The organism is Arthrobacter sp. CAN_A214 (assembly GCF_015751955.1).
Taxonomy (GTDB): Bacteria; Actinomycetota; Actinomycetes; order Actinomycetales; family Micrococcaceae; genus Arthrobacter_D.
Map to the genome: position 1 here is coordinate 250,174 of NZ_JADOUU010000002.1, position 23,138 is coordinate 273,311.

Sequence of the window (23,138 nt, forward strand, 5' to 3'; positions counted from 1 at the left end):
CCGGCCGCGGCGGGCTACCTACTGACCAGCGGTGGTTTCTCGCCGGGATCAGCAGCAGTTGCTGGAAGGAACCTTCGGGTCCCCAGGAAAAGTACCACCGCCAGGCCGACGGTCACCGCAACGAAGGTCATGGTGGTGTCCCCGGAGGCCATCCCACGGCCGAAGCTGTACAGCAGGGTGAACAGACCGCCCAGCATGATGCCGTTGGTGATCACGCGATTCCGTTTACCGAGGAGCATGCTGGTCCCCAGGAGGGCGACGGCCGCGACCAGGGAGATGGTCGAGACGTTGCGGTTGTAGACCTCGGACTTCTGCTCGTGGTCGCGGTAGGCCGCCTCGTCGGCCTTCTGCTGTTCGAGCAGCTCCTGGTCCGAAGCGCCCTCCGGCACGTGTTGCACGGCCTCGGTCGATCGGGGGAAGTCGGGCGACGGGTAGAAGGTCTGGATCCCGAACCCGAAAAAAAGCGCAATGGTCACACCCAGGAAAAGGGTGTAGACGAGTCTCGACAGCTTGTCTTCCATGCACGAATGATAAGCCCGCAGGGCTGCGGAAGCGCCCTCCACTGTGACACGATCCAGTATCCATTTCTACGGATCGATCAGCAGCTCGAGCCGACACTGCCGGCCTGAATCCGACGCCGGCAGCCGCCAGCGGTGCACAGGTCGCGAAGGAGCAGGCCGTCCTCGCGCGTCGTTCCGACAGCCGACCGACTAGGGGGCCATCGAGACGACGACGTCACCGGGGCGTACTCCTGCGTCGTCAGCAGGGCTGCCGTTCTGGACGGACAGCACGACTGCACCCTCGGGCTTTCCAGGCCGAGCTGCTGCGCAATTTGTGCGGTGATTGCTCCCGGCACGAGCCCCAGGAAGGCGTGCTCGGCCGTGCCGTCCTCGAGCAGCTGCTCGGCCACCTCCACGGCAGTTGCAGCGGGGATGGCGAAACCCAGGGCCACGGCTCCGGACTGGGGAGGTATGTATGCCTCACTGATACCGATGATCTTCCCCTGCCCGTTCACTACAGCACCTCCGGAATTACCGGGGCTGATGGGGGCATCGGTCTGGATCAGATCGACGAGCGACTGGCTCGTGCGGGCGGACCCCGGAATCTCCCGGTGAAGACCCGAGATGATTCCCGCCGTCACGGTGTTCTCGAAGCCGAGGGGAGAGCCGATGACGATGGCGGTCTCGCCGGTCCGCGGCAGGTCGGTCTCGAATTCGGCGGCAGGCAGACCGGTCCGATCGGCCCGTACCAGGGCCAGATCGGAGACGACATCCGTCGCCTCGACCGTGCCACTCACGCGCTGCCCGTCGGCGAACGCGAACTCGCTATCCGCGGGGACCGTGACGACCACCTCGTGGTCCGCATCGGACAGGGTGACGTCCATGGGGAAAGCCGACTGGTTGATGAGGGTGCCGAGGAACCGGGCAGGCTCTCCCTCCTCCAGTGCCACCAGATAGAGGTCCTCCATCTCAACCACATTCACCTGGGCATCGGCCCCGTTCAGTTCGGCGCTTCCGGTGCTGTCTGCGGAGGAACAACCCGCCACCAGGAGGGTCGCCAGTGCGGCCCCGGCCATGGCTGGTAACCGCGCATCGACGCTGCGTGCGTCCTCGATGGTCATCGTCGAAACTCCTTCGAATTCTCGGAGAGAAGGCAGGCGTGCCCACGCCCCGGAAATCCGGAGCAGCGGCTCCACGTCGCTGCCGGAGCTGATCAGATGATCAGCACACTTACTACCACGCTAGGTGTTCAGGCATTGCGGGAACAACCGCCGCAATGCGATTGTGACTCGCGGCGGCTCATCCAGCGGTCCGTGCTGCGTTCTGAGCAGTTCGATCCGGAATCCTGACTTCGCCCGAGGCCGACGACGGTTTCTCGGCCGCGTCGTCGCTTCATCCGCCGTTCGGTGCACCATTCCGGGTTCGGTGGACGACGATCCGACCACAAGGGATATGGCCGGCGACCGTGACTTTCGCACCGTCGGGCGGTCCTCGGCACGCTTACGCTAGGCATGGCGGTTCCCGGCGATCTGCAGGATGCGCGACCGCCTCCGGGTTGCTTCGTCGAGCAGGAACCGTTCCTCCGCCGCGTCGCCGGCGTCGTGCCGTCCGCCGAGCATCCGCTGGCGCGTGTAGGCGATGCGTGACGCCGTCCGGATGAAAGCCGCCATGTCTGTCTTCGCCCCCACGCTTCGCGCCCAGGCCCGCGCCTGCTGGCGTCCGGGGCGGGTTGCGAGCATGGCGACTTCCTGCGGTGTGAACCAGCCCGCCCTGGCATAGTCGCCAAGACGCGCCTCGGTCAGTCGGCGTTCCGATCGGCGCAGCAGGATCACGCACAGGACAGCGGCAAGGAAGAGCGGCACCTGCACGTAGAAGTAGAAGGAGAAGAAGTCGCTGAACAGGATCACTGTGCCACCGTTCCACAGCATGTGCCCGGCGATCGCGGGGACCAGGCCGACGACGAAGGCCGGAAGGACGCGTCGGCTCCCGCCGCCGCGGCTGACCGCCAGTCCGAGGACGAAGCCGAGCGCCGCCGTGAACATCACGTGCGCGAAGGGCGAGAACAGGCCACGGAGGATGAATACGCTGACCAGTGCGCCGGTGCTGCCGGTGTCGATCACGGCCGTACCGAAGTAGAGGATGTTCTCGGTGAAAGCGAAGCCGGCCGCGACGGTCCCGGCATAGACGATGCCGTCCACGGGGCCATCGAAGTGGCTTCGGCGCGTGTACACGAGTATCAGGACACCGAATCCCTTGGCAATCTCCTCGAGGAGGGGCGCCTGCAGCACCGGCCCGATGACGTCGTCGGGTGTGGTGGTCAGCGCCGCCCCGAGCAACTCGACCACGTAGTTCCCGAGCAGCAGGGTGACCACCACCGAGACGCCTGCACCCCACAGGAAGGCGAACAGCAGCGCACCCCGCGGCTCCGGATCCCAGCGGTCGATCCAGCGGATGCCGAGCAGGCAGATGGCCAGGGGAATCAGCGCAAGGACGCCGCACAGCACCAGCGCGGAGGGACCAAGGGACACGGAAAGGAACAGCAGCACCAGCGCGGTGATTCCGGCCGCTGCGATGGCGAGGATGATATTCAGCGCGCCCGCGCCACGGGCGCGGGGCTGCTCCCACACGGGAGGGAAGGGAGCGGACAGGCTCACGGGAGGTGCCACCTGGGCGTTCCGCGTGGTCGAAGTCTCCCACCAACCGGAGTCCGGCGGCCGGAATGTGCCGGGCAGGGGGCGATGCGGGTCGTTGCTGGCCATGGCTTCACCCTAAGGGCAGATGCGCCTGTGGTAGTTTTGTCAACGCAACCACCCTTTAAGTTCCGTCCAGTGAGGCGGGGAAGGAGGAAGCGTGTTATGACCGTGCCTGCACCGTATTCCGGAGCCAAACAGCGCGTTGTTCTCGCCGAAGCCGATATCGACCGGGCCCTGACCCGCATCGCCCACGAAATCCTCGAAGCCAACCGGGGTACCACCGATCTGGTACTGCTCGGGATCCCCCGCCGCGGATTTCCGCTGGCGCAGCGCCTCGCGCGGAAGATCGCCGACGTCGATCCCACAGTGGACCCGGACGCGATCACTGGGCAGCTGGACGTCACCATGTACCGCGACGACCTCCGGCGGAACCCAACGAGATCCCCCCGGGCCACCCAGCTCCCCGCCACCGGCATCGATGACAAGGTGGTGGTCCTCGTGGACGATGTCCTCTATTCCGGCCGGACCATCCGCTCCGCGCTCGATGCCCTCGTGGATCTCGGCAGGCCCCGGATCGTCCGCCTCGCCGTCCTCGTGGACCGCGGCCACCGTGAACTTCCCATCCGGGCCGACCATGTGGGGAAGAACCTCCCGACGTCGTCGTCCGAACGGGTGCGCGTGCATCTGCGCGAGGTCGACGCCGCCGGTGTGGCAGCCAGCGGTGGGCCCGGCGACGAGGTCGTCATCGAGGGCGGCGCATGAAGCACCTGCTCTCCACCTCCGACCTGTCGGCCGTCAATGCCCTCCACCTGCTGGACGTCGCCGAGGAGATGGCAGCGGTGGGGGAGCGGGAGATCAAGAAGCTGCCAGCCCTGCGCGGCCGCACGGTGGTCAACCTGTTCTTCGAGGACTCCACCCGCACCCGGATCTCCTTCGAGGCCGCAGCCAAGCGCCTGTCAGCCGACGTCATCAACTTCGCGGTCAAGGGTTCGTCGGTTTCCAAGGGTGAATCGCTGAAGGACACCGCGCAGACCCTCGAGGCCATGAGCGCCGACGCCGTCGTGATCCGCCACCCGGCTTCGGGAGCTCCGGCGCGCCTCGCGGCGTCGGGGTGGATCGACGCCGCCGTGGTCAACGCGGGCGACGGGACCCACGAACACCCCACCCAGGCGCTCCTGGACGCCTTCACCCTCCGCCGGCACTGGGCCAGGATCGCGGGGACCCGGTCCTCCGGAACGGACCTGACCGGCATGCGCATCCTGATCGTCGGCGATATCCTCCACTCACGGGTCGCTCGCTCCAACGTGTGGCTCCTGACGACCCTCGGCGCGCACATCACGCTGGTCGGCCCGCCCACCCTGCTGCCGGTCGGCGTCGGGTCCTGGCCCTGCGAGGTCCGGTACAACCTCGACGACGCCCTGGCGACCCGGCCCGACGCCGTCATGATGCTGCGGCTTCAGGCCGAACGCATGAACGCCGCGTTCTTTCCCTCGACCCGTGAGTATTCACGGAACTGGGGCTTCGACGACGCGCGGCTCGCGCTGCTCGACGTCATGGGCCTCGACGACACCGTCATCATGCACCCCGGTCCCATGAATCGTGGGCTGGAGATCTCCTCAGCGGCAGCCGACTCGCCCCGCTCGACGGTGCTCGCGCAGGTGCGCAACGGCGTGTCGGTCCGGATGGCAGCGCTGTACCTGCTGCTGTCCGGCCAGGGTCATTCCGACGAAGTGCCGGACCCGGGCGGCGCTACCCCGGCAACCGCCACCCCGACAACCGCGAACCGGACAACGCAGGAGCCAGCATGAGCAAGCACAGCACCCAGTACCTCATCCGGGGCGCCTCGATCCTCGGAGGCCGGACCGCGGACCTGCTGATCGCCGACGGCATCATCGCCGCCGTCGGCCCGGACGCGACGGACGGCGCCGGATCAGCTGCATCCATCATCGACGCCGACGGGCTCATCGCCCTCCCCGGCATGGTCGACCTCCACACCCACCTCCGCGAACCGGGCCGCGAGGATGCCGAAACGGTGGAGACCGGTTCCCGCGCGGCGGCCCTCGGCGGGTTCACCGCCATCCACGCCATGGCGAACAGCTCGCCCGTGGCCGATACCGCCGGCGTGGTGGAGCAGGTGTACAGCCTCGGCCGGACATCGGGTTGGGTCGAGGTCCGCCCGGTCGGCGCCGTGACCGTGGGGCTCGCCGGTCTGCGCATGGCGGAACTGGGGGCCATGGCAGAGTCACGGGCCAACGTGCGGGTGTTCTCCGACGACGGCATCTGCGTCTCCGACCCCGTTCTGATGCGGCGCGCCCTCGAGTACGTCAAGGCGTTCGACGGCGTCATCGCCCAGCACGCCCAGGAACCCCGCCTGACCGAGGGTGCCCAGATGAACGAGGGCGATGTCTCCGCCGTGCTCGGGCTCACCGGCTGGCCCGCCGTGGCGGAGGAGAGCATCATCGCCCGCGATGTGCTCCTGGCCCAGCACGTCGACTCCCGGCTCCACGTGTGCCATGTCTCCACTGCCGGTTCCGTCGACATCCTCCGCTGGGCCAAGTCGCGCGGCATCCGCGTCACTGCGGAAGTCACACCCCACCACCTCCTCCTGACCGAGGAACTCGTCCGCAGCTACAACCCCGTCTACAAGGTGAACCCGCCGCTGCGCACCTCCACGGATGTCCAGGCGCTGCGCGAAGCGCTCGCGGACGGCACCATCGACGTCGTCGGAACCGACCACGCGCCCCACCCGAGCGAACACAAGGAGTGCGAGTGGGCACAGGCCGCCATGGGCATGACGGGGCTCGAAACCGCACTCTCGGTGGTCCAGCACGCCATGATCGAAACGGGACTCATGGACTGGGAGGGCTTCGCGCGCGTCACCTCGACCGCCCCGGCGCGCATCGGACGGCTGGAATCCCAGGGCAGGCCGCTCGGGAAGGGCGAACCCGCAAACGTCCTGCTCGTCGATCCCGCGGCCCGGTGGACCGTCGAGCCGCATAAAATGGCGACCAAGGGACGCAACAGTCCCTTCGCCGGGACGGTCCTTCCCGGCCGGGTCATCGCAACGTTCTACCGCGGTCACCCCACGGTGCTCGGCGGCGCGCTCAACAGCCCGCTCCTTTTCGACGCAGAGGAACCGGCGTGGAATATCTAGGCATCATCGCCACGACCTTGGGGATGATCGCCCTCATCGTCGCCCTCATCGCCCTCGGCTGGCGCGGCCGGCTTCGGCGCCAGTCAGGAATCGGCGCACCGCCCGCAACGCCGTCGGACCTCGGGCCGGTCCTGTACGAGGCCGAGGGCCAGTATGTCGCCACGACGACGGCAGGCGACTGGCTGGACCGCGTGGCGGTCCATGGGATGGGCATCCGCTCCAACGCCGTGGCGACCGTGCACCCGGAGGGCGTGCTCCTCGCACGCGCCGGTGCCCCGGACATCTTCATCCCCCGGGACGATCTCGACTCGGTCCGGCTCGAAGGCGGCATGGCGGGCAAGTTCGTCGAGAAGGACGGGCTCGTCGTCCTCACCTGGCGGCTGACGGACAAGCGCGTCGATACGGGCTTCCGCACCCGCCATGCCGCACACAAACCGCAGCTGCTGGCGGCAGCCGCCGCGCTGACACCAGACACGACACCACCGCAAGACTCCACAGGCAGGGAATCCCAGTGAACACATCCACCCCAATCGCAGCCGTGCTGATGCTGGAGGACGGCCGATGCTTCCGCGGGCGCAGCTACGGCGCCACCGGCACGGCGTTCGGCGAAGCAGTCTTCGCCACCGGAATGACCGGATACCAGGAAACCATCACCGACCCCTCCTACGCGCGGCAGCTCGTGGTGCAGACCGCCCCCCACATCGGCAACACCGGCGTCAACGCCGACGACGCCGAATCGCGCCGGATCTGGGTCGCGGGCTACATCGTCCGCGATGCAGCACGGCGCCCCTCGAACTGGCGGTCCGAGCAGAGCCTGGACGACCAGCTGCGCAGCCAGGGCGTGGTCGGCATCGAGGGGGTGGATACCCGCGCCATCACTCGTCACCTCCGCGAGCGCGGCGCGATGCGGGCCGGGATCTTCTCCGGAGCCGATGCCGTCCTGGCCGAGTCCGAGCTGCGGAACCGGGTGCTGGCCCAGGATCCGATGGAGGGCGCCCGGCTCGCTGAGGAAGTAAGTGTGACCGAGCAGTACACAGTGGACCCGTCGGACCACGGCTGGGAAGGCGAGCCGCTGTTCACCGTCGCCGCGCTCGACCTCGGCATCAAGGCCATGACCCCTCGACACTTCGCACAGCGCGGCGTCCGCACCGTAGTGTTTCCCGCGGCGGCAACCCTCGAGGAGATCCGGGCGGTGGAGCCGGACGGCGTCTTCCTGTCCAACGGACCAGGTGACCCCTCGACCGCTGATACGCAGGTGGCGCTGCTGCGCGAGGTCCTCTCAGCACGCATCCCCTTCTTCGGCATCTGCTTCGGAAACCAGATCCTGGGCAGGGCCCTCGGGTTCGGAACCTACAAACTCCGTTACGGACACCGCGGCATCAACCAGCCGGTCATGGACCGCCGCACGCGCAAGGTGGAAATCACCTCCCACAACCACGGGTTCGCCGTCGATGCACCCCTGGACGGTCCCGTCGACGCGCCGCACGGCGGCTTCGGCCGTGTGGAGGTCAGCCACGTCTGCCTCAACGACGACGTCGTCGAGGGCCTTGCCTGCCTCGACATGCCCGCCTTCTCCGTGCAGTACCACCCCGAAGCGGCAGCCGGTCCCCACGACTCCGCGTACCTCTTCGACCGTTTCATCGACCTCATGACGGCGGAGAAGAACTTCCCGGGCGGAACCGATGCCAGCACGGTCTCGCTCGCCACCACCAGCACCCACCAGCTCCCCGCCCAGGAAGACAACTGATGCCCCGCAGAACCGACCTCAAAAGTGTCCTGGTGATCGGCTCCGGTCCCATCGTGATCGGCCAGGCCGCCGAATTCGATTACTCGGGAACGCAGGCGCTGCGCGTCCTGAAGGAGGAGGGCCTGAGGGTCATCCTCGTCAACTCCAACCCGGCCACGATCATGACCGATCCGGAGTTCGCCGACGCCACCTATGTGGAGCCGATCACCCCCGAGGTGGTGGCGAAGATCATCGAGAAGGAGCGACCCGACGCGCTGCTCCCCACCCTCGGCGGGCAGACCGCGCTGAACACCGCCATCGCCCTCGACAAGAACGGCGTCCTGGAGGAATTCGGCGTGGAACTCATCGGGGCGAACATCGCCGCGATCGAGCTCGGCGAGGACCGCGAGAAGTTCAAGGGCGTGGTGGAGCGCTGCGGTGCGGAGTCGGCCCGTTCCATGATCATCCACACCCTGGCCGAGGCCTTCATCGCCGCCGAGGACCTCGGATACCCGATGGTGGTCCGGCCATCCTTCACCATGGGCGGGCTCGGCTCCGGTCTTGCCTACAACGAGGGCGACCTCCGTCGCATCGTCGGCCAGGGCCTCCAGTACAGTCCCACCAGCGAAGTGCTCCTCGAGGAGAGCATCCTCGGCTGGAAGGAGTACGAACTGGAGATGATGCGGGACAAGAACGACAACGTGGTGGTGGTCTGCTCCATCGAGAACTTCGACCCGGTGGGTGTCCACACCGGTGACTCCATCACGGTGGCCCCCGCGCTGACCCTCACGGACCGCGAGTACCAGCGGCTGCGGGACATCTCCATCGCCGTCATCCGCGAGGTCGGCGTCGATACCGGCGGCTGCAACATCCAGTTCGCCATCGAACCGGACACCGGTCGCGTCGTCGTCATCGAGATGAACCCGCGTGTCTCGCGGTCCTCGGCCCTCGCATCGAAGGCGACCGGCTTCGCGATCGCGAAGATCGCCACGAAGCTCTCCCTCGGCTATACGCTCGACGAGATCCCCAACGACATCACGCAGAAGACGCCGGCCTCGTTCGAGCCGACCCTGGACTATGTGGTGGTCAAGGTTCCGCGCTTCGCCTTCGAGAAGTTCCCCGCCGCGGACCCCACGCTGACCACCACCATGAAGTCGGTGGGCGAGGCGATGGCCATGGGACGGAACTTCACCGAGGCCCTGCAGAAAGCGCTGCGATCACTCGAGCAGAAGGGCTCGCAGCTGGTCTTCGAGCCGGTCGCCGAGGGCGACGTCGCAGCCCTCGTCGAAGCGGCCAGGCGTCCCACCACTGAACGCCTGTCACAGGTCCAGCAGGCGCTGCTCGGCGGAGCGAGCGTGGAACAGCTCTACGACGCCACCGGCATCGACCCCTGGTTCCTCGACCAGCTGGTGCTCCTCAACGAGGTCGCCGAAGAGGTGCGGAACGCTGGCGCGCTGACGGAGGACGTCCTCCGCTCCGCCAAGCGCCACGGTTTCTCCGACGAGCAGATCGGCGCTATCCGGCGCATGCCGGAAGCCGTGGTGCGGGGTGTACGCCACGCGCTCGGCGTCCGGCCGGTCTTCAAGACCGTCGACACCTGCGCCGCCGAGTTCGCCGCCTACACGCCCTACCACTACTCGTCCTATGACGAGGAGGACGAGGTTGCGCAGCACGAGAAGCCGTCGATTCTCATTCTCGGCTCCGGACCGAACCGGATCGGCCAGGGCATCGAGTTCGACTACTCGTGCGTCCACGCGACCCTGGCGCTCCGCAAGGCCGGGTACGAGACCGTCATGGTCAACTGCAACCCCGAAACGGTGTCCACCGACTACGACATCTCCACCCGGCTCTACTTCGAACCGCTGACCCTCGAGGACGTGCTCGAGGTCATCGCCGCGGAGGAGCGCACGGGCGGGGTGCTGGGCGTGTTCGTGCAGCTCGGCGGCCAGACCCCGCTCAAGCTGGCACAGGAGCTCGCGGACGCAGGCATCCCGATCCTCGGCACCTCGCCCGAGGCCATCGACCTCGCGGAGCACCGTGGTGCCTTCAGCAGGGTGCTCGACGCCGCCGGGCTGATCGCGCCGAAGAACGGCACCGCGGTGTCCTTCGAGGACTCCAAGAAGATTGCCGACGAGATCGGGTACCCCGTGCTGGTCCGGCCGTCCTACGTCCTCGGCGGACGCGGCATGGAGATCGTCTACGACGAGGCGAACCTGTCGCGCTACATCGCCAACGCCACCGAAATCACCGAGGCCCACCCCGTCCTGATCGACCGCTTCCTCGAGGACGCCATCGAGATCGACGTCGACGCCCTCTACGACGGCACCGAGATGTATCTCGGCGGCATCATGGAGCACATCGAGGAGGCCGGCATCCACTCCGGCGACTCCGCGTGCGTGCTTCCGCCCATTACGCTCGGCGCGGACGTCCTGCAGCGGGTCCGCACGGCCACGCTGGCCATCGCCGAGGGCGTGGGAGTGCGAGGGCTCATCAACATCCAGTTCGCCCTCGCCTCCGACGTCCTCTACGTCCTTGAGGCGAACCCGCGTGCCTCCCGCACCGTGCCATTCGTCTCGAAGGCGACCGGCGTCCAGCTCGCCAAGGGAGCAGCCCTGATCGGAACCGGAGTGAGCATCGCCGAGCTCCGCGCCGTGCACCACCTGCTGCCGGCCCAGGGCGACGGCGGATCGCTTCCGTTCGACGCCCCCGTCTCGGTCAAGGAGGCAGTGCTCCCGTTCAGCCGGTTCCGCACCGTCGACGGCACCGTCGTCGACTCCCTGCTGGGGCCGGAGATGCGCTCCACGGGCGAGGTGATGGGCATCGACAAGTATTTCGACACAGCCTTCGCCAAGAGCCAGGCCGCTGCCAACGCGGCGCTGCCCGTCGAGGGGAAGGTCTTCGTGTCGGTCGCAAACCGGGACAAGCGCGCCATCATCCTGCCCGTCAAACGCCTCGTGGACCTCGGGTTCGAGATCGTGTCCACCGGGGGAACAGCCGATGTCCTGCGACGCAACGGCATCCAGGCCACCACGGTGCGCAAGGTGGCAGAGGGAACCGGCGAGCACGGTGAAGGCACCGTGGTGGACCTCATCACCGACGGCGGCATCGACATGATCATCAACACGCCTTCCGGGGGCCAGGCTCGCGGTGACGGCTACGAAATCCGTGCCGCGGCGACGTCCTACGGACTGCCGGTCATCACCACGATCCCCGAGGTCGGCGCCGCAGTCCAGGCCATCGAGGCCATGCGGTCCTTCGAATGGTCGGTGACGAGCCTGCAGGAGCATGCGGCGAACCTTCGGGAATCGACGCTGCGCGCGTTCGCGGAGGCCGGGAATGCCGGCTAGCGGTGCGGCATCCCGGCCCGGAACCGGTGTGGCGCCTCCGCCTGCCCAGCCCGGGAACAGCGCCACGGCCGAGCCCGGACGTACTCCCGGCCGCGAGCCCTTCGGGGTCCGCCTAGCGCGTGCGAGGGTTGCCCGGAGCAGCCTCTGCGTGGGCATCGACCCGCATCCGGCGCTGCTGGCGGCCTGGGGGCTGAACGACTCGGCGGCCGGGCTCGAGCGCTTCTCGCTGAGCGTGCTCGACGCCGTCGGGCCGGTGGCCGCCGCGGTCAAGCCGCAGGTCGCGCTCTACGAAAGGCACGGCTCCCGCGGCATCGCCGTCCTCGAGACGGTGCTGGCGCGTGCCGCCGATCAGGGCACGCTGACGATCGCCGACGCCAAGCGCGGCGACATCGGGTCCACCATGACGGCGTATGCCGAAGCATGGCTTGCTGATGGGTCACCGCTCGCGGCGGACGCGGTGACGCTCAACCCGTACCTCGGGTTCGAGTCACTGCGTCCTGCCCTTGACCTCGCCCGCTCCACCGGGCGGGGTGTCTTCGTCCTCGCGCTGACATCGAACCCCGAGGGTGCTTCGGTCCAGCATGCAGGGGGAGCGGCCTCGGTTGCCCTCGCGATCACGCGGGCTGCGGCCGCGGAGAATTCCATCCCGCACGAAGCGTCGATCACGCCCGGTTCGGTGGGCCTGGTGGTCGGTGCGACGGCCGGTTCCGCGGTGAAGGCGCTCGGTCTGGACCTCGCTGCCCTGAACGGCCCGATCCTCGCTCCGGGTGTCGGCGCGCAGGGTGCGGGCGCACGGGAGCTCGCCGCGACGTTCGGGAAAGCCCTCGCCCTGGTGGTGCCGACGTCGAGCCGTGCAGTACTGGCTGCGGGTCCCACCATCGAGGCACTGCGGGCTGCTGCCAGGGAGGCCGCGCACGAGTTGGAAACCCTCCCGTCCGCGGATTGATTTGGGATACCCGAACCGATAGGTTCAGTTCAAGCCCATTCCACTCGATCAGCGGTCCTGCGGTGCCCACCGACGGTCCGCTTACTGCAGGGAGCACTCGTGACCCTCAAGCCCCTCACCGACTCCGAACGGATGCAGGCGCGCGAGAAGGCGGCGGCCGCACGTGCCGTCCGGGCGGAACTGAAGGTCCGGCTCAAAACGGGTAAAGTGACAGTCGCGGAGGTCATCGCCAGCAGTTCGGGGGATGACGCCGTCGGACGCCTGAAGGTGCTCGATCTCCTCAAGGCCCTGCCCGGTGTAGGGGACGTGCGTGCGCTCGCCATCATGAACGACGTCGGCATCGCCGCCACGCGCCGGGTGCGCGGGCTCGGCATCCACCAGCGCAAGGCACTGGTCAATCATCTCGAACAACAGCACCCTGGCCCGGCCAGTAAGTAAGGAACTCTTCGTGACGCAGCCCCGGCTGACAGTACTGGCCGGCCCGACTGCCGTCGGCAAGGGCACGGTATCCACCTACATCCGGGACAACTACCCCGAGGTGTGGCTGTCGGTTTCGGCCACCACCCGGCCCCCGCGGCCCGGTGAAGTCCATGGGCTGCACTACTTCTTCGTCTCCGCGGACGAATTCGACGCCCTCGCCCGCAACGGCGAGCTTCTCGAGTGGGCGGTCGTCCACGGCCGCAACCGCTATGGAACCCTGCGCCGCACGGTGCAGGAAGCCATGGACGAGGGCAGGACCGTGCTGCTGGAGATCGATCTCCAGGGCGCCCGCCAGGTCAAGGAGAGCATGCCCGAGGCGAATTTCGTCTTCCTGGCACCTCCCACGTGGGATGAGATGGTCCGCCGGCTCGTGGGTCGGGGCACCGAAACGCCCGATGAACAACGGCAGCGCCTGGAAACCGCTAAACTGGAACTTGCCGCCGAACCTGAATTCGACCACACCGTGGTCAACGACAGTGTCGAGCATGCGGCGGACGAGCTCGTTTCATTGATGGGACTACGCCCTCTCCAGCGCTAAACCGCAGGTCAGGGACCGGTAACAGCTATTTTTTGGAGATTTTGTGTCAACTCAGCCTGAAGGCATCATCAACCCGTCGATCGACTCCCTCCTTGAGGTCTCGGACTCGAAGTATGCCCTGGTGATTTATGGTGCGAAGCGCGCGCGCCAGATCAACGCCTACTACTCACAGCTCCACGAGGGCCTGTTCGAGTACGTCGGTCCCCTCGTGGACACCAAGCTGAACGAGAAGCCACTGTCGATCGCACTGCGTGAAATCAATGAGGGCATGCTCGTCTCGGCCCCCCTGGACGCGGCGGAGTAGTACGGGCAGCGTCGAACCGGGAGAACAGACGCCAGTGCGGATAGTCCTCGGCGTTGGAGGAGGGATCGCGGCCTACAAGGCTGCGTCCCTCCTTCGTTTGTTGACCGAGGCAGGGCACAGCGTCACCGTCATCCCCACGGAGGCGGCAACCCGCTTCGTCGGGACGGCCACCTGGGAGGCGCTGTCCGGCAACCCGGTCAGCAACAGCGTCTGGGACGACGTCGACAGGGTCAATCACGTGCGCCTCGGCCACGAAGCCGACCTCATCATCGTCGCCCCGGCCACCGCCGACGTCCTGGCCCGTGCCGCCGCCGGCCTGGCGAACGACCTGCTGACCGGCACGCTGCTGATGGCGAGTGGCCCTGTGTTCTTCGCCCCCGCGATGCACACCGAGATGTGGCGGCATACGGCGACACAGGCCAATGTGGCAACCCTGCGATCCCGCGGTGTCACAGTGATGGAACCGGCGTCGGGCCGGTTGACCGGTGCCGATTCAGGGCCTGGACGGCTACCCGAACCGGCGGAGATCTTCGCAGCCGCCCTGGGGGTGTGCGGTGCCTCCCACGCCGCTACCGACGAACTCACAGGCCGCACCGTGACCATTACCGCCGGTGGTACCCGGGAACCGCTGGACCCGGTGCGGTTCCTCGGCAACCGGTCCTCCGGGAAACAGGGGATCGCCCTCGCCCAGGCAGCTCGCGCCGCCGGCGCCGAGGTACACCTGATCGCAGCCCACCTCGAGGTGCCGGTGCCGGCAGACCTGCAGGTGACCCGGGTCAGCACCGCACATGAACTGAGGTCTGCAGTCCTCGCCGCGCTACCGGCTTCCGACGTCCTCATCATGGCCGCGGCGGTTGCCGATTTCCGGCCGGCCGACGTCATGACCTCGAAGATCAAGAAGGGCGACGACGGCGTCGACCCCGTCATTTCGTTGGTGCGCAATCCCGACATCCTCAAGGAGTCGGTGGAGCGCCGCCGGGCTGCCGGCGGGCCCGCCGTGATCGTGGGCTTCGCTGCCGAAACAGGTGACGCCGACGGCGATCCCCTTGCCCACGCGCGCGCCAAGCTTCTGCGGAAGGGTTGCGACCTCCTGGTGCTCAACGACGTCGGGCAGGGCCGGGTTTTCGGCGAGGACGCCAGCGCTGTCGTGATCCTCGGCTCCGACGGCAGCGAATCGGCGCCGGTGAGCGGCTCGAAGCGGGATGTCGCCGACGCCGTCGTGGCGCGGATCACCCGGATCCTCGTCGGCTGAGACCGCCCCGTAACAGTTGCCTCCCGCAGGCACCACGGCCCGGAACCGCTCCTCCAACCAAGTAGAGTGGGCACGTGAATCCAGCAACGCCCATCCCCGCCCTGCGGCTTTTCACCTCCGAATCCGTGACCGAGGGTCACCCCGACAAGATCTGCGACCAGATCAGCGACGCCATCCTCGACGGGCTGCTGAAACAGGACCCCGATTCCCGGGTCGCCGTAGAAACCCTCGTCACCACGGGGCTCGTCCACGTTGCGGGCGAGGTGACCACCGAGGCCTACGTCGAGATCCCGGAAATCGTCCGGCAGACCATTCTCGGCATCGGCTACGACTCATCGGCCAACGGTTTCGACGGTGCACGCTGCGGGGTCTCCGTCTCCATCGGACAGCAGTCCCCTGAAATTGCCTCCGGAGTGTTCCGGTCACTCGAAACCCGCGAAGGAACGGGATCTGACCCGTACGACGCCCAGGGTGCAGGGGACCAGGGCATCATGTTCGGCTACGCCAGTGACGAAACACCCGTCTTGATGCCCACCCCCATCTGGCTTGCACACCGCCTCTCGGAGCGGCTGACCGCGGTACGGAAGGACGGCACGTTGCCGGACCTGCGGCCCGACGGCAAAACCCAGGTCACCATCGGCTACGACGGCGATATCCCCGTGTCGGTCGACTCCATCGTCATCTCCTCCCAGCACGCGGCCGGGGTATCACTCGAACAGCTGCGAGCCGACCTCGTCACCTTCGTCATCGAGCCCGTCCTGCAGACGACGGACCTCGATACCTCGAGTGTCCGGCACATCCTCAACCCGGGCGGCGAGTTCGTGATCGGTGGCCCCGTGGGGGACGCGGGCCTGACCGGGCGGAAGATCATCGTGGACACCTACGGTGGAATGGCGCGTCACGGCGGAGGGGCCTTCAGCGGCAAGGACCCCTCGAAGGTCGACCGGTCGGCTGCGTACGCGATGCGCTGGGTAGCGAAGAACGTGGTGGCAGCCGGGTTGGCGCGCCGCGCCGAGATCCAGATCGCCTATGCGATCGGCATGGCCCAGCCAGTGGGGATCTACGTCGAGACCTTCGGCACGGAGACGGTCGATCCGGCAGCGATCGGAACCGCCGTCCGGGAGATCTTCGACCTCCGGCCGCTCGGCATCATCGACGCGCTCGACCTCAAGCGCCCCATCTACCAGAAGACGGCAGCCCACGGGCACTTCGGACGCGAGGACGAAGGCTTTCGCTGGGAGCTGACCGACCGCGTCGACAAGCTTCGGAGCTATTTCAACGCTTGACAGGCCAGCCCGACCGGCCGGTCGTCCCCGAGGAGCGCAGGGTGAGCAGGACATGAGCGGCAGTGCGGACACCGGGGGGATGCAGCTGTCCCTGCTGCACGGCTTCGGGGTCCCCAAACTTCCGCAGGGCGTTCCCGGTGCTGCCGCGGTGAATCCGATCGCGCAGGTCATCCTCGACTCGCCGTTGCCACACCTGGACCGGCTTTTCGATTACTTCGTGCCGGCCGACCTCGATGCCGTGGCCCGCCCCGGAGTCCGAGTGAAGGTCCGCTTCGCCGGGCGCGAGCACACGGGCTACGTGGCGCAGCGGTCCGCCTCCTCCTCCACCAGCGCCACCCTCCAGCCGCTGGGCTCGGTGGTGTCCGGCCAGCCGGTCCTGACGCCGGAGATCCTCACGCTGGCCCGCGCTGTCGCCGCGCGTTCGGCCGGGCTGGTCAGCGACGTCCTTCGGCTGGCCATCCCGCCGCGGGCCGCGCGGGTGGACCAGGAATTCGACCCCGACCAGTTCGCCCCGGCCGGTCCTGAAGTATCCGGCGCGCACCCCGCCCCTGCGACCGCCGGCCGAAGGCCCGTCCCCGAAGGCGGGAGCCCCCCGAGCAGCCGGGCCGGATCGGGCAGTTTCAGCCGCTATGAGAACGGCGAGGCGTTCCTCCTGCACCTTGCGGCGGGGGAGTCACCGCGCGCTGTCCTCACATCGGTGGGAGGGTACGGGCCGCGGGCCTGGCCGGAGGAGGTGACCGACGCGGTCGCCGCGACGGTGACTTCAGGCCGCGGCGCCGTCGTCGTCGTTCCTGACCAGCGCGACCTGGCCCGCGTGGAAGCGGCGCTGGCGGACCGCTTCGGTCCCGACATCGTGGCGCGCCTGACCGGGGAGGACGGCCCCACGCCGCGCTACCGCAACTTCCTGCGACTGCTCCATGGGCAGGCCCGCGTGGCGGTGGGTACGCGATCGGCGGCCTACGCACCAGTGCCGGATCTCGGCCTCATCTGCCTGTGGGACGACGGCGACGACCTCCACCTCGAGCAGCGCGCCCCCTACCACCACGTACGGGACGTCGTGCTGCTGCGCGCCGAGCAGGAGCATGCGGCGGTACTCCTCGCCTCGGTGGCGCGGAGCACGGAGGCGCAGCGGCTGGTCGACGGCGGCTGGGCGCGGTCCATCCACCCCGGCCGCCCCGAGATACGGCGCAGCACCCCGCGCGTGCAGCATGCCACCGACGCCTTCCAGGTGGAGCGGGATCCCCTCGCAGCCCAGGCCCGCATCCCGCATGCCGCCTGGAAGGCAGCCCAGGAGGGGTTGAGGAAAGGGCCGGTGCTGCTGCAGGTCGCGCGGACGGGATTCTCGCCCGCCACCGCCTGCGAACAGTGCAGGAACCCTGCGCGATGCGCCGCGTGCACGGGTCCGCTGGCCCAGCTGAGCCGCGGCGGACCGTTGTCCTGCCGGTGGTGCGGACGCCCGGATCCTTCCTGGCGTTGCCCGCACTGCGGCAGTGGTCGGATCCGGGCCACCGTGTCGGGTGCCACGCGCACGGCGGAGGAACTGGGACGAGCCTTCCCCGGGGTTCCCGTGGTGTCCTCAGCGGGCGAGCACATCGTCGACACCGTGCCTGATGTGCCCGCCGTCGTCGTCGCGACGCCGGGTGCCGAGCCGCTTGCCGCCAACGGCTACTCGGCGGTGATCCTGCTCGACGGCACTGCGCTGCTGAGCCGCGAATCACTGCGCGCAGGCGAGGACGCACTCCGGAAATGGTTCACCGCGGCGGTCCTTGCCCGACCTGCCGACCAGGGCGGGCTCGTAGTGGCCACCGGGGACGACGACGCCACGATCGGCCACCTCGTCCGATGGGACCCGATGGGTGCTGCCTCGAGGGAGTTGACGCTCCGGAAGGAACTCGGGCTTCCACCGTCGGTGCGGTACGCGGCCCTGACGGGCAGCAGGGAGAGCCTCGCGGCGTTCGTGGAGGGAATCGATCTGCAGCTGTTCGTGCGCCGCGCCGGGCCTGTTCCGGTGCCGGCCGGAGGAGGGAGGCCGGTGGAGGCCGACCCGGGCTCCCTGTCGGGAACCGGCGGACACCGGCTGCTGCTCTTCTTCTCCTACCGGAACGCCGCGGCTGCCGTGGCCGGATTGCGGGCGCGGCGGGTCGAGCTGTCCGCCAAGCGCACGAGCGAGCCGGTGCACATCCGCTGCGATGCCGTCGACATCCTCTGACATCCCCTGACATCCCCTGATGCCTTCCGACATCCTCCATCGTCCCGGGCGGCCCTGCGGTCACCGCTCCCGATGCAGGCGGAGGGCCTCCTCAGCGGCATCGAGGAGCTGGCGTGCCGAGCGCTCCCAGGAGTAGGCCGCGGCGCGTGCCCTCCCCTCGGTCGCGGCGCGGTCCCACCGGTCATGGTCGCCGAGCGCCCGGATCGCGGCAGTGAACGCCGCAGGATCGTCCGGGTCGACCAGAATTGCTGCACTACCGCCCACCTCCCGGAAGATCGGCGTGTCCGCCGCGACGACGGGGGTTCCCGCGGCCATCGCCTCGATCACCGGCAGGCCGTAACCCTCCGCCCTGGACAGCGTCACGAGCGCAGTGGCCCTGGCGAGCAGGGCGTCGTATTCGTCGTCGCTCACGCCGTCATGGAAGACGACGGCGGCTCCCTGCGGGATCAGCTGCTCGAGTTCCGCCCTGCGGCCGGCTGAAACCCGGCTCAGCAGGTGCAGGGTGTAGCCCTGCAGCCCGGCCATACCCGCGATCACGGTCTCGACGTTCTTGTAGGGCATGAAGGATCCCATGTAGAGAAGGGACCTCTCAGGTTCTCCGCCCGGCGGCCGGGAGACGGCGGACGCCTGCGGAGCGTTTCCGACAACCCGGACGGGGCGTCGTGTGAGACGGTGACGGGCCATGAGTGAGGCCGTGGTGTCCGAGATGGTCGCCACGACGTCCGCACGGTTCAGCAGGAGGCGCTGTGGCCAGTACCCAAGGTGGTAGAGCCGCCACAGCACGCGTACGGGAAGAGGAAGGAATGACGGCGGGGTGCGGTTCTGGTAGTAGATGAGGTCGTGAAGCGTCAGGACCAGCGCATACTTCCGCCCCCACGACCCCATGGTCTGCATCGGACTGAAGACGACGTCGGGCGCCAGTCGGTTGATCTCCCGGGCGAGGAAGACCTCGGCGGGGGAGAGCGGACTTCCCATCAGGACATGGGGGACGTCGGGCAGCAGGGCGAGCTGCCGCTCGTCGCTGATGAGCATCGTCACGTCCGCGAGCCCGGCGACGGCGGCGATGAGGCTCGCTCCGTAACGGCTGATGCCGTCGTGGTGATCGGTCCGGGTGAACCGGGCATCGATCAGGATCCTCATTTGGCCGGCTCCGCGGGCGAGTGTGCCGGTGGACCGGGGGAAGGCCCGACGGCGTGGCCGGCGGAAGTGCTGGTGGCCCGTCCGGGATCCTGCTCAGCAGCCGGCCCTACGGCCGGGACACCCGCGAGGAATTCGGTGATGAGCTGAGCTGCCTCGCCGGGCTTCTCATAGTGGATGAGATGCCCCACACCGGGAAGGATCGACAGGGTCGAGGAGGGAATGAGGGCGGCGAGTCTGCGCTGGCCCTCGACGGAACCGATGTCGTCGAGCTCGGCGGCGATCAGGAGGACCGGCATTCGCAGGCCCGCCGCGCTGTCCCGGACGGTACCCGAGATGGAGGCACGGAACGCCTCGAGTACCACGCGCCGCGACGCGAAAGAGCTGAAGTGGGCGGAGTGCTGCGCGTGGATGTAGCGGCGCACCTCGGGAGCCCGGGTCTTGGCCAGAAAGACGCTCATGAGCCGCACGATCAGCGGATTGGCAAGGAGCGCCCTGCCCCCGGCCTCGGGCAGGTGCGCGGCTGCAACGTAGTAAAGCTCGGCGGCTTTGGACGCCAGGCGGCTGGGCCCCTCGAGGGCTGGAGCGCAGATGGGGTTGACCAGCACGAGGGCGGCAACTCTTCCGGGATGCCTCGCGGCGAAGTCGGCTGCCACGATCGAACCGAAGGAATGCCCGAGGAGCACTGTGGACGGCCCGAGCGCAAGCACGCCAAGGCTGTGCTCCACGAAACGCGAGTAGGCCTCGGTGGTGTGCGCGCCGTCGAGCTGCCCGGACTGACCGAAGCCGGGGAGATCCGGCACGATGATGCGGTTCCGTGGGAGGGCTTCGACAATGCGGAGCAGCCCGTGATGGTCCCCCCGGAATCCGTGGACCATAAAAATGGCCGGGGCGGTGCCGTCGGCCGCGGCGTCAGCCGGCGGGAAATCCCAGTAGCACTGGAGTACTCCGTTCCACGGGATGGTACGGACGACGGCGGGCCTTTCTGTGCGGACGGCGCCGTCGGCGGTGCCCGATCCGGCCGCCATCAATTCACCTGATCCGGATGGGAGCCGAACCGCTGGCCGCGGTCCAACTGCCCGATGGCGGCTCTGTGTCCGGCGTCGAGCTCGAAACCGAAGATGTCCAGGTTTCCCGCAATGCGGTCGGCACTGCTCGCCTTCGGGATGGTGAGGTTGCCGGTTTCGTAGTGCCAACGCAGGATCACCTGGGCGGGCGTGCGCCCGCACTCGGCGGCGATTCCCGAGATGACCGGATCCTCGAGGACGGCGCCCCGGCCGAGGGGGCTCCAGGCCTGCGTCGCGATCGAGTGGGCGTCGTGGAACTTCCGCAGCCCATGTTGTTGGAGGTAGGGGTGGAGCTCCACCTGGTTGACGGCCGGCACGACTGTTGCGTTCTCCAGCAGCCGCTCGAGGTGCGCCTGCTGGAAGTTCGACACACCGATTCCGCGCACGCGGCCGTCCCGGTGCAGCTGTTCGAGCGCGCGGTATGTCTCCCCGTACAGTGCGCGCTCCGGGCACGGCCAGTGGATGAGGTACAGGTCCACGTAGTCGAGCCCCAGACGGCTCAGGGATTCCTCGAAGGCACGCAGCGTTGCGTCGTAGCCGTGATCGCTGTTCCAGACCTTCGTCGTCACGAAGAGCTCCGGGCGTCCCACGGTGTCCGCTGCCTGCCGTACAGCCTGCCCGACGCCTACTTCGTTCCCGTAGAGCGCCGCGGTGTCCAGTGTGCGGTATCCGGCGTCGATCGCCGTCGTACACAGCACAGCGGTCTGATCCGGCGGCACCTTGTACACGCCGTAGCCGACGGCGTCGATCCCGGAGCCGTTGTTGAGCTTGATTTTCGGAGCGCGTTGCATAGTGGAACTCTACCGAGAAGCAGCTTCACCCTCTGCGTGGTCGGTTCGGTTGATTGGTCGATCCAGGGTGGGGTTCTGGCAGCGCCACAGCGCTCGATCCAGGGTTCGCCGATGCCATTCACCCCGTCGACTACGTCCAGAGAACCCTCGATCGGGCGCCCGCTTACGCACCGTTGACCGTCTCCCTCCTCGAAAGCGCCGGACATACCGCTCGGGCATACCGATCGGGCGTAGCTGCGCAACAGGGACGGTTCCATCGATGTCCTCAGCTGTACCGTCTCCGAGCGGGCGTCGCATCGAATTCTTTCCACCTGGCTTCACCCACTCGTACCTACCGACCTGTCACCGCGCCTACCCGCCGTATTCGAAGCGGCTGCTCCGGGACGATCGCCGGCTCAGCTCATCATCACAGGCGTACCGGGCACGGGGGAAAGCACCCTGGCCGAAGTCCTCGGTCGAGAACTCGGCATGCCGGTCTTCTCCATCCACTGGATCCTCGGGACTTTTACCCCGTTCGGCGGGCGGACCTTCGAGCACGCGTGGGACTCGACGCCGTCTGTCCGGTAACGGAGAACCTCGACGCCGTGCTGGATGCCCTGGGTAGCTCCAGTCCGTCTCCGGCGGCGGTGCCAGGAACGACGCCGGTTCGGTGAATCAGCGGAACTCTCCCGGCGCTCGCTCAGGAATGCATCAGCCGACGGGCCGAGCCCTCGTCAAGGATCAGGTCCGTTGCGAGTCCCGCGGCGAGCGCTCCCCGGAGTCCATGGATCTTCGATTCGCCGGACACGACGCAGATCCGCCGTTGGACCTTCTTCAGCAGCGTGAGGTCCGGCCCGGTGCTGCGCCCGTTGAGGAGGATGTCCCGGTGAGTGCCATCCGCCCGGTAGAACATGGTGGCGATATCGCCCACCACACGGTCCCGCTCGAGCTGCTCGAGGTCACCGGCGTCGAGGTAACCGCCGCTGTACACGTGGCTGGGGACGCCTGCGCCCATCGAGCCGACACCGAAGATGGCCATGGTCATGCGGCGCTGCAGGTCGAGGATGCGCCGGACGCTGCGCTCGTTCCACATGGCCGTCTTGGTCTCAGCATGGTCGAAGAAAGCGGGAACAGGGAACTGCTCGACGCGTGCACCGTACGCCTGACCGAACCGGCGCAGGATCTCACTGGCGTAGCTGATACCGGTGGTCTGCGTGTTTCCCGCGCCGTTCAGCTGCACGATTGCACTGTCATGCGTGAGTTTCCGGGTCAGGTGGTGGCTCACGGCGCTCAGTGTGGAGCCCCAGGCCACGCCGATGATGGCGTTGGAGTCGACGAGCGGCCCGATAGTCCGTGCTGCCTGGATGGCCACGCGCTCGAGCGCCTCGGAATCGCTCACAGTGTCTACGACCGGAACAACGTGCGCCTCGACACCGAACCGGCGCCGGATGTGCTGCTCAAGCACCGGTGCCCGCTCGGTCGGGTTATTGACCTGAATCTGCACCAGGCCCGTCTCCCTCGCCATCGACAGCAGCCTGGACACGGTGGAGCGCGAAGTCCCCAGCTCCCGGGCGATGGCGTTCATCGTCAGGTCCTGCAGGTAGTACATCTGCGCGGCACGGAGGGCATCCCGCGAGCGGTATCCGGAGGCAGCGGGGACCGGGGGTCCGGCGTCGTCGTCGGTGGCCGTCATTCTTCCAGTCTCCGCGCCTCTGCACGTTTGTGCAAT

Annotated in this window: 20 protein-coding genes; 13 read left to right on the forward strand and 7 right to left on the reverse strand. The window is 68.0% G+C overall.

From position 1 onward, the window contains the following. Nucleotides 1–14 precede the first annotated feature (14 nt). The 3 genes from IWX65_RS03075 to IWX65_RS03085 form a co-directional block, all read right to left on the reverse strand. Nucleotides 15–521 (reverse strand): hypothetical protein, encoded by a 507-nt coding sequence (locus IWX65_RS03075; protein ID WP_196880973.1) that lies wholly within the window; start codon nt 519–521, stop codon nt 15–17. A gap of 77 nt (nt 522–598) precedes the next feature. Further along, entirely contained in the window at nt 599–1,621 is a 1,023-nt protein-coding gene (locus tag IWX65_RS18010) for a S1C family serine protease (protein ID WP_442859156.1), read from the reverse strand. A gap of 384 nt (nt 1,622–2,005) precedes the next feature. Next, nucleotides 2,006–3,259: a PrsW family intramembrane metalloprotease gene (locus IWX65_RS03085; RefSeq protein WP_196880974.1), complete on the reverse strand. Its 1,254-nt coding sequence runs from the start codon at nt 3,257–3,259 to the stop codon at nt 2,006–2,008. A gap of 96 nt (nt 3,260–3,355) precedes the next feature. On the opposite strand from IWX65_RS03085, the gene pyrR reads away from it, so the two are divergent. The 13 genes from pyrR to IWX65_RS03150 all read left to right on the forward strand — a co-directional run bounded on the left by pyrR (nt 3,356) and on the right by IWX65_RS03150 (nt 18,435). Next, the gene (gene pyrR / locus IWX65_RS03090; protein WP_196880975.1) at nt 3,356–3,955 is read left to right on the forward strand and encodes a bifunctional pyr operon transcriptional regulator/uracil phosphoribosyltransferase PyrR; all 600 of its coding nucleotides are present in this window, start codon (nt 3,356–3,358) and stop codon (nt 3,953–3,955) included. After that, entirely contained in the window at nt 3,952–5,001 is a 1,050-nt protein-coding gene (locus tag IWX65_RS03095) for an aspartate carbamoyltransferase catalytic subunit (RefSeq protein ID WP_196880976.1), read from the forward strand. Before pyrR ends, IWX65_RS03095 begins: the two co-directional genes overlap by 4 nt. Beyond that, a complete protein-coding gene (locus IWX65_RS03100) occupies nt 4,998–6,347 on the forward strand; it encodes a dihydroorotase (RefSeq protein ID WP_196880977.1) in 1,350 nt (449 codons plus the stop codon). Before IWX65_RS03095 ends, IWX65_RS03100 begins: the two co-directional genes overlap by 4 nt. A gap of 23 nt (nt 6,348–6,370) precedes the next feature. Continuing rightward, nucleotides 6,371–6,862, forward strand: a complete 492-nt coding sequence (locus IWX65_RS03105) for a PH-like domain-containing protein (protein ID WP_196881087.1) — start codon at nt 6,371–6,373, stop codon at nt 6,860–6,862. A gap of 29 nt (nt 6,863–6,891) precedes the next feature. After that, nucleotides 6,892–8,094, forward strand: a complete 1,203-nt coding sequence (carA, locus tag IWX65_RS03110) for a glutamine-hydrolyzing carbamoyl-phosphate synthase small subunit (protein ID WP_196881086.1) — start codon at nt 6,892–6,894, stop codon at nt 8,092–8,094. Beyond that, complete coding sequence (carB, locus tag IWX65_RS03115) at nt 8,094–11,420, forward strand: carbamoyl-phosphate synthase large subunit (protein ID WP_196880978.1); 3,327 nt, start codon at nt 8,094–8,096, stop codon at nt 11,418–11,420. Before carA ends, carB begins: the two co-directional genes overlap by 1 nt. After that, nucleotides 11,410–12,366 (forward strand): orotidine-5'-phosphate decarboxylase, encoded by a 957-nt coding sequence (pyrF, locus tag IWX65_RS03120; protein ID WP_196880979.1) that lies wholly within the window; start codon nt 11,410–11,412, stop codon nt 12,364–12,366. The genes carB and pyrF overlap by 11 nt, the downstream gene beginning before the upstream one ends. 99 nt (nt 12,367–12,465) lie before the next feature. Further along, nucleotides 12,466–12,804, forward strand: coding sequence for an integration host factor, actinobacterial type (gene mihF, locus IWX65_RS03125; RefSeq protein WP_196880980.1), 339 nt, complete (start codon nt 12,466–12,468; stop codon nt 12,802–12,804). Between the two features lie 10 nt (nt 12,805–12,814). Further along, entirely contained in the window at nt 12,815–13,384 is a 570-nt protein-coding gene (gene gmk / locus IWX65_RS03130) for a guanylate kinase (RefSeq protein ID WP_196880981.1), read from the forward strand. Between the two features lie 43 nt (nt 13,385–13,427). Continuing rightward, entirely contained in the window at nt 13,428–13,688 is a 261-nt protein-coding gene (gene rpoZ, locus IWX65_RS03135; protein WP_026533320.1) for a DNA-directed RNA polymerase subunit omega, read from the forward strand. Between the two features lie 34 nt (nt 13,689–13,722). Continuing rightward, the gene (coaBC, locus tag IWX65_RS03140; RefSeq protein ID WP_196880982.1) at nt 13,723–14,940 is read left to right on the forward strand and encodes a bifunctional phosphopantothenoylcysteine decarboxylase/phosphopantothenate--cysteine ligase CoaBC; all 1,218 of its coding nucleotides are present in this window, start codon (nt 13,723–13,725) and stop codon (nt 14,938–14,940) included. A 74-nt stretch (nt 14,941–15,014) separates the two neighbouring features. After that, entirely contained in the window at nt 15,015–16,226 is a 1,212-nt protein-coding gene (metK, locus tag IWX65_RS03145; RefSeq protein WP_334683608.1) for a methionine adenosyltransferase, read from the forward strand. Between the two features lie 52 nt (nt 16,227–16,278). Beyond that, complete coding sequence (locus IWX65_RS03150; protein ID WP_196880983.1) at nt 16,279–18,435, forward strand: primosomal protein N'; 2,157 nt, start codon at nt 16,279–16,281, stop codon at nt 18,433–18,435. A gap of 60 nt (nt 18,436–18,495) precedes the next feature. Here IWX65_RS03150 and IWX65_RS03155 read toward each other — a convergent pair whose 3' ends face one another. The 4 genes from IWX65_RS03155 to IWX65_RS03170 form a co-directional block, all read right to left on the reverse strand. Next, entirely contained in the window at nt 18,496–19,575 is a 1,080-nt protein-coding gene (locus tag IWX65_RS03155; RefSeq protein WP_196880984.1) for a glycosyltransferase family 4 protein, read from the reverse strand. After that, nucleotides 19,572–20,600 (reverse strand): alpha/beta fold hydrolase, encoded by a 1,029-nt coding sequence (locus IWX65_RS03160; protein WP_196880985.1) that lies wholly within the window; start codon nt 20,598–20,600, stop codon nt 19,572–19,574. Before IWX65_RS03160 ends, IWX65_RS03155 begins: the two co-directional genes overlap by 4 nt. Beyond that, nucleotides 20,600–21,430 (reverse strand): aldo/keto reductase, encoded by an 831-nt coding sequence (locus IWX65_RS03165; RefSeq protein ID WP_196880986.1) that lies wholly within the window; start codon nt 21,428–21,430, stop codon nt 20,600–20,602. Before IWX65_RS03165 ends, IWX65_RS03160 begins: the two co-directional genes overlap by 1 nt. A gap of 679 nt (nt 21,431–22,109) precedes the next feature. Continuing rightward, nucleotides 22,110–23,102: a sugar-binding domain-containing protein gene (locus tag IWX65_RS03170; protein WP_196880987.1), complete on the reverse strand. Its 993-nt coding sequence runs from the start codon at nt 23,100–23,102 to the stop codon at nt 22,110–22,112. Nucleotides 23,103–23,138 lie beyond the last annotated feature (36 nt).

What these genes read in the sequence shown, in the direction of transcription:
- IWX65_RS03075 (WP_196880973.1), bottom strand. Translation starts at nt 521, where the DNA reads ATGGAAGACAAGCTGTCGAGACTCGTCTACACCCTTTTCCTGGGTGTG.
- IWX65_RS18010 (WP_442859156.1), bottom strand. Translation starts at nt 1,621, where the DNA reads ATGACCATCGAGGACGCACGCAGCGTCGATGCGCGGTTACCAGCCATG.
- IWX65_RS03085 (WP_196880974.1), bottom strand. Translation starts at nt 3,259, where the DNA reads ATGGCCAGCAACGACCCGCATCGCCCCCTGCCCGGCACATTCCGGCCG.
- pyrR (WP_196880975.1), top strand. Translation starts at nt 3,356, where the DNA reads ATGACCGTGCCTGCACCGTATTCCGGAGCCAAACAGCGCGTTGTTCTC.
- IWX65_RS03095 (WP_196880976.1), top strand. Translation starts at nt 3,952, where the DNA reads ATGAAGCACCTGCTCTCCACCTCCGACCTGTCGGCCGTCAATGCCCTC.
- IWX65_RS03100 (WP_196880977.1), top strand. Translation starts at nt 4,998, where the DNA reads ATGAGCAAGCACAGCACCCAGTACCTCATCCGGGGCGCCTCGATCCTC.
- IWX65_RS03105 (WP_196881087.1), top strand. Translation starts at nt 6,371, where the DNA reads ATGATCGCCCTCATCGTCGCCCTCATCGCCCTCGGCTGGCGCGGCCGG.
- carA (WP_196881086.1), top strand. Translation starts at nt 6,892, where the DNA reads ATGCTGGAGGACGGCCGATGCTTCCGCGGGCGCAGCTACGGCGCCACC.
- carB (WP_196880978.1), top strand. Translation starts at nt 8,094, where the DNA reads ATGCCCCGCAGAACCGACCTCAAAAGTGTCCTGGTGATCGGCTCCGGT.
- pyrF (WP_196880979.1), top strand. Translation starts at nt 11,410, where the DNA reads ATGCCGGCTAGCGGTGCGGCATCCCGGCCCGGAACCGGTGTGGCGCCT.
- IWX65_RS03150 (WP_196880983.1), top strand. Translation starts at nt 16,279, where the DNA reads ATGAGCGGCAGTGCGGACACCGGGGGGATGCAGCTGTCCCTGCTGCAC.
- IWX65_RS03155 (WP_196880984.1), bottom strand. Translation starts at nt 19,575, where the DNA reads ATGAGGATCCTGATCGATGCCCGGTTCACCCGGACCGATCACCACGAC.
- IWX65_RS03160 (WP_196880985.1), bottom strand. Translation starts at nt 20,600, where the DNA reads ATGGCGGCCGGATCGGGCACCGCCGACGGCGCCGTCCGCACAGAAAGG.
- IWX65_RS03165 (WP_196880986.1), bottom strand. Translation starts at nt 21,430, where the DNA reads ATGCAACGCGCTCCGAAAATCAAGCTCAACAACGGCTCCGGGATCGAC.
- IWX65_RS03170 (WP_196880987.1), bottom strand. Translation starts at nt 23,102, where the DNA reads ATGACGGCCACCGACGACGACGCCGGACCCCCGGTCCCCGCTGCCTCC.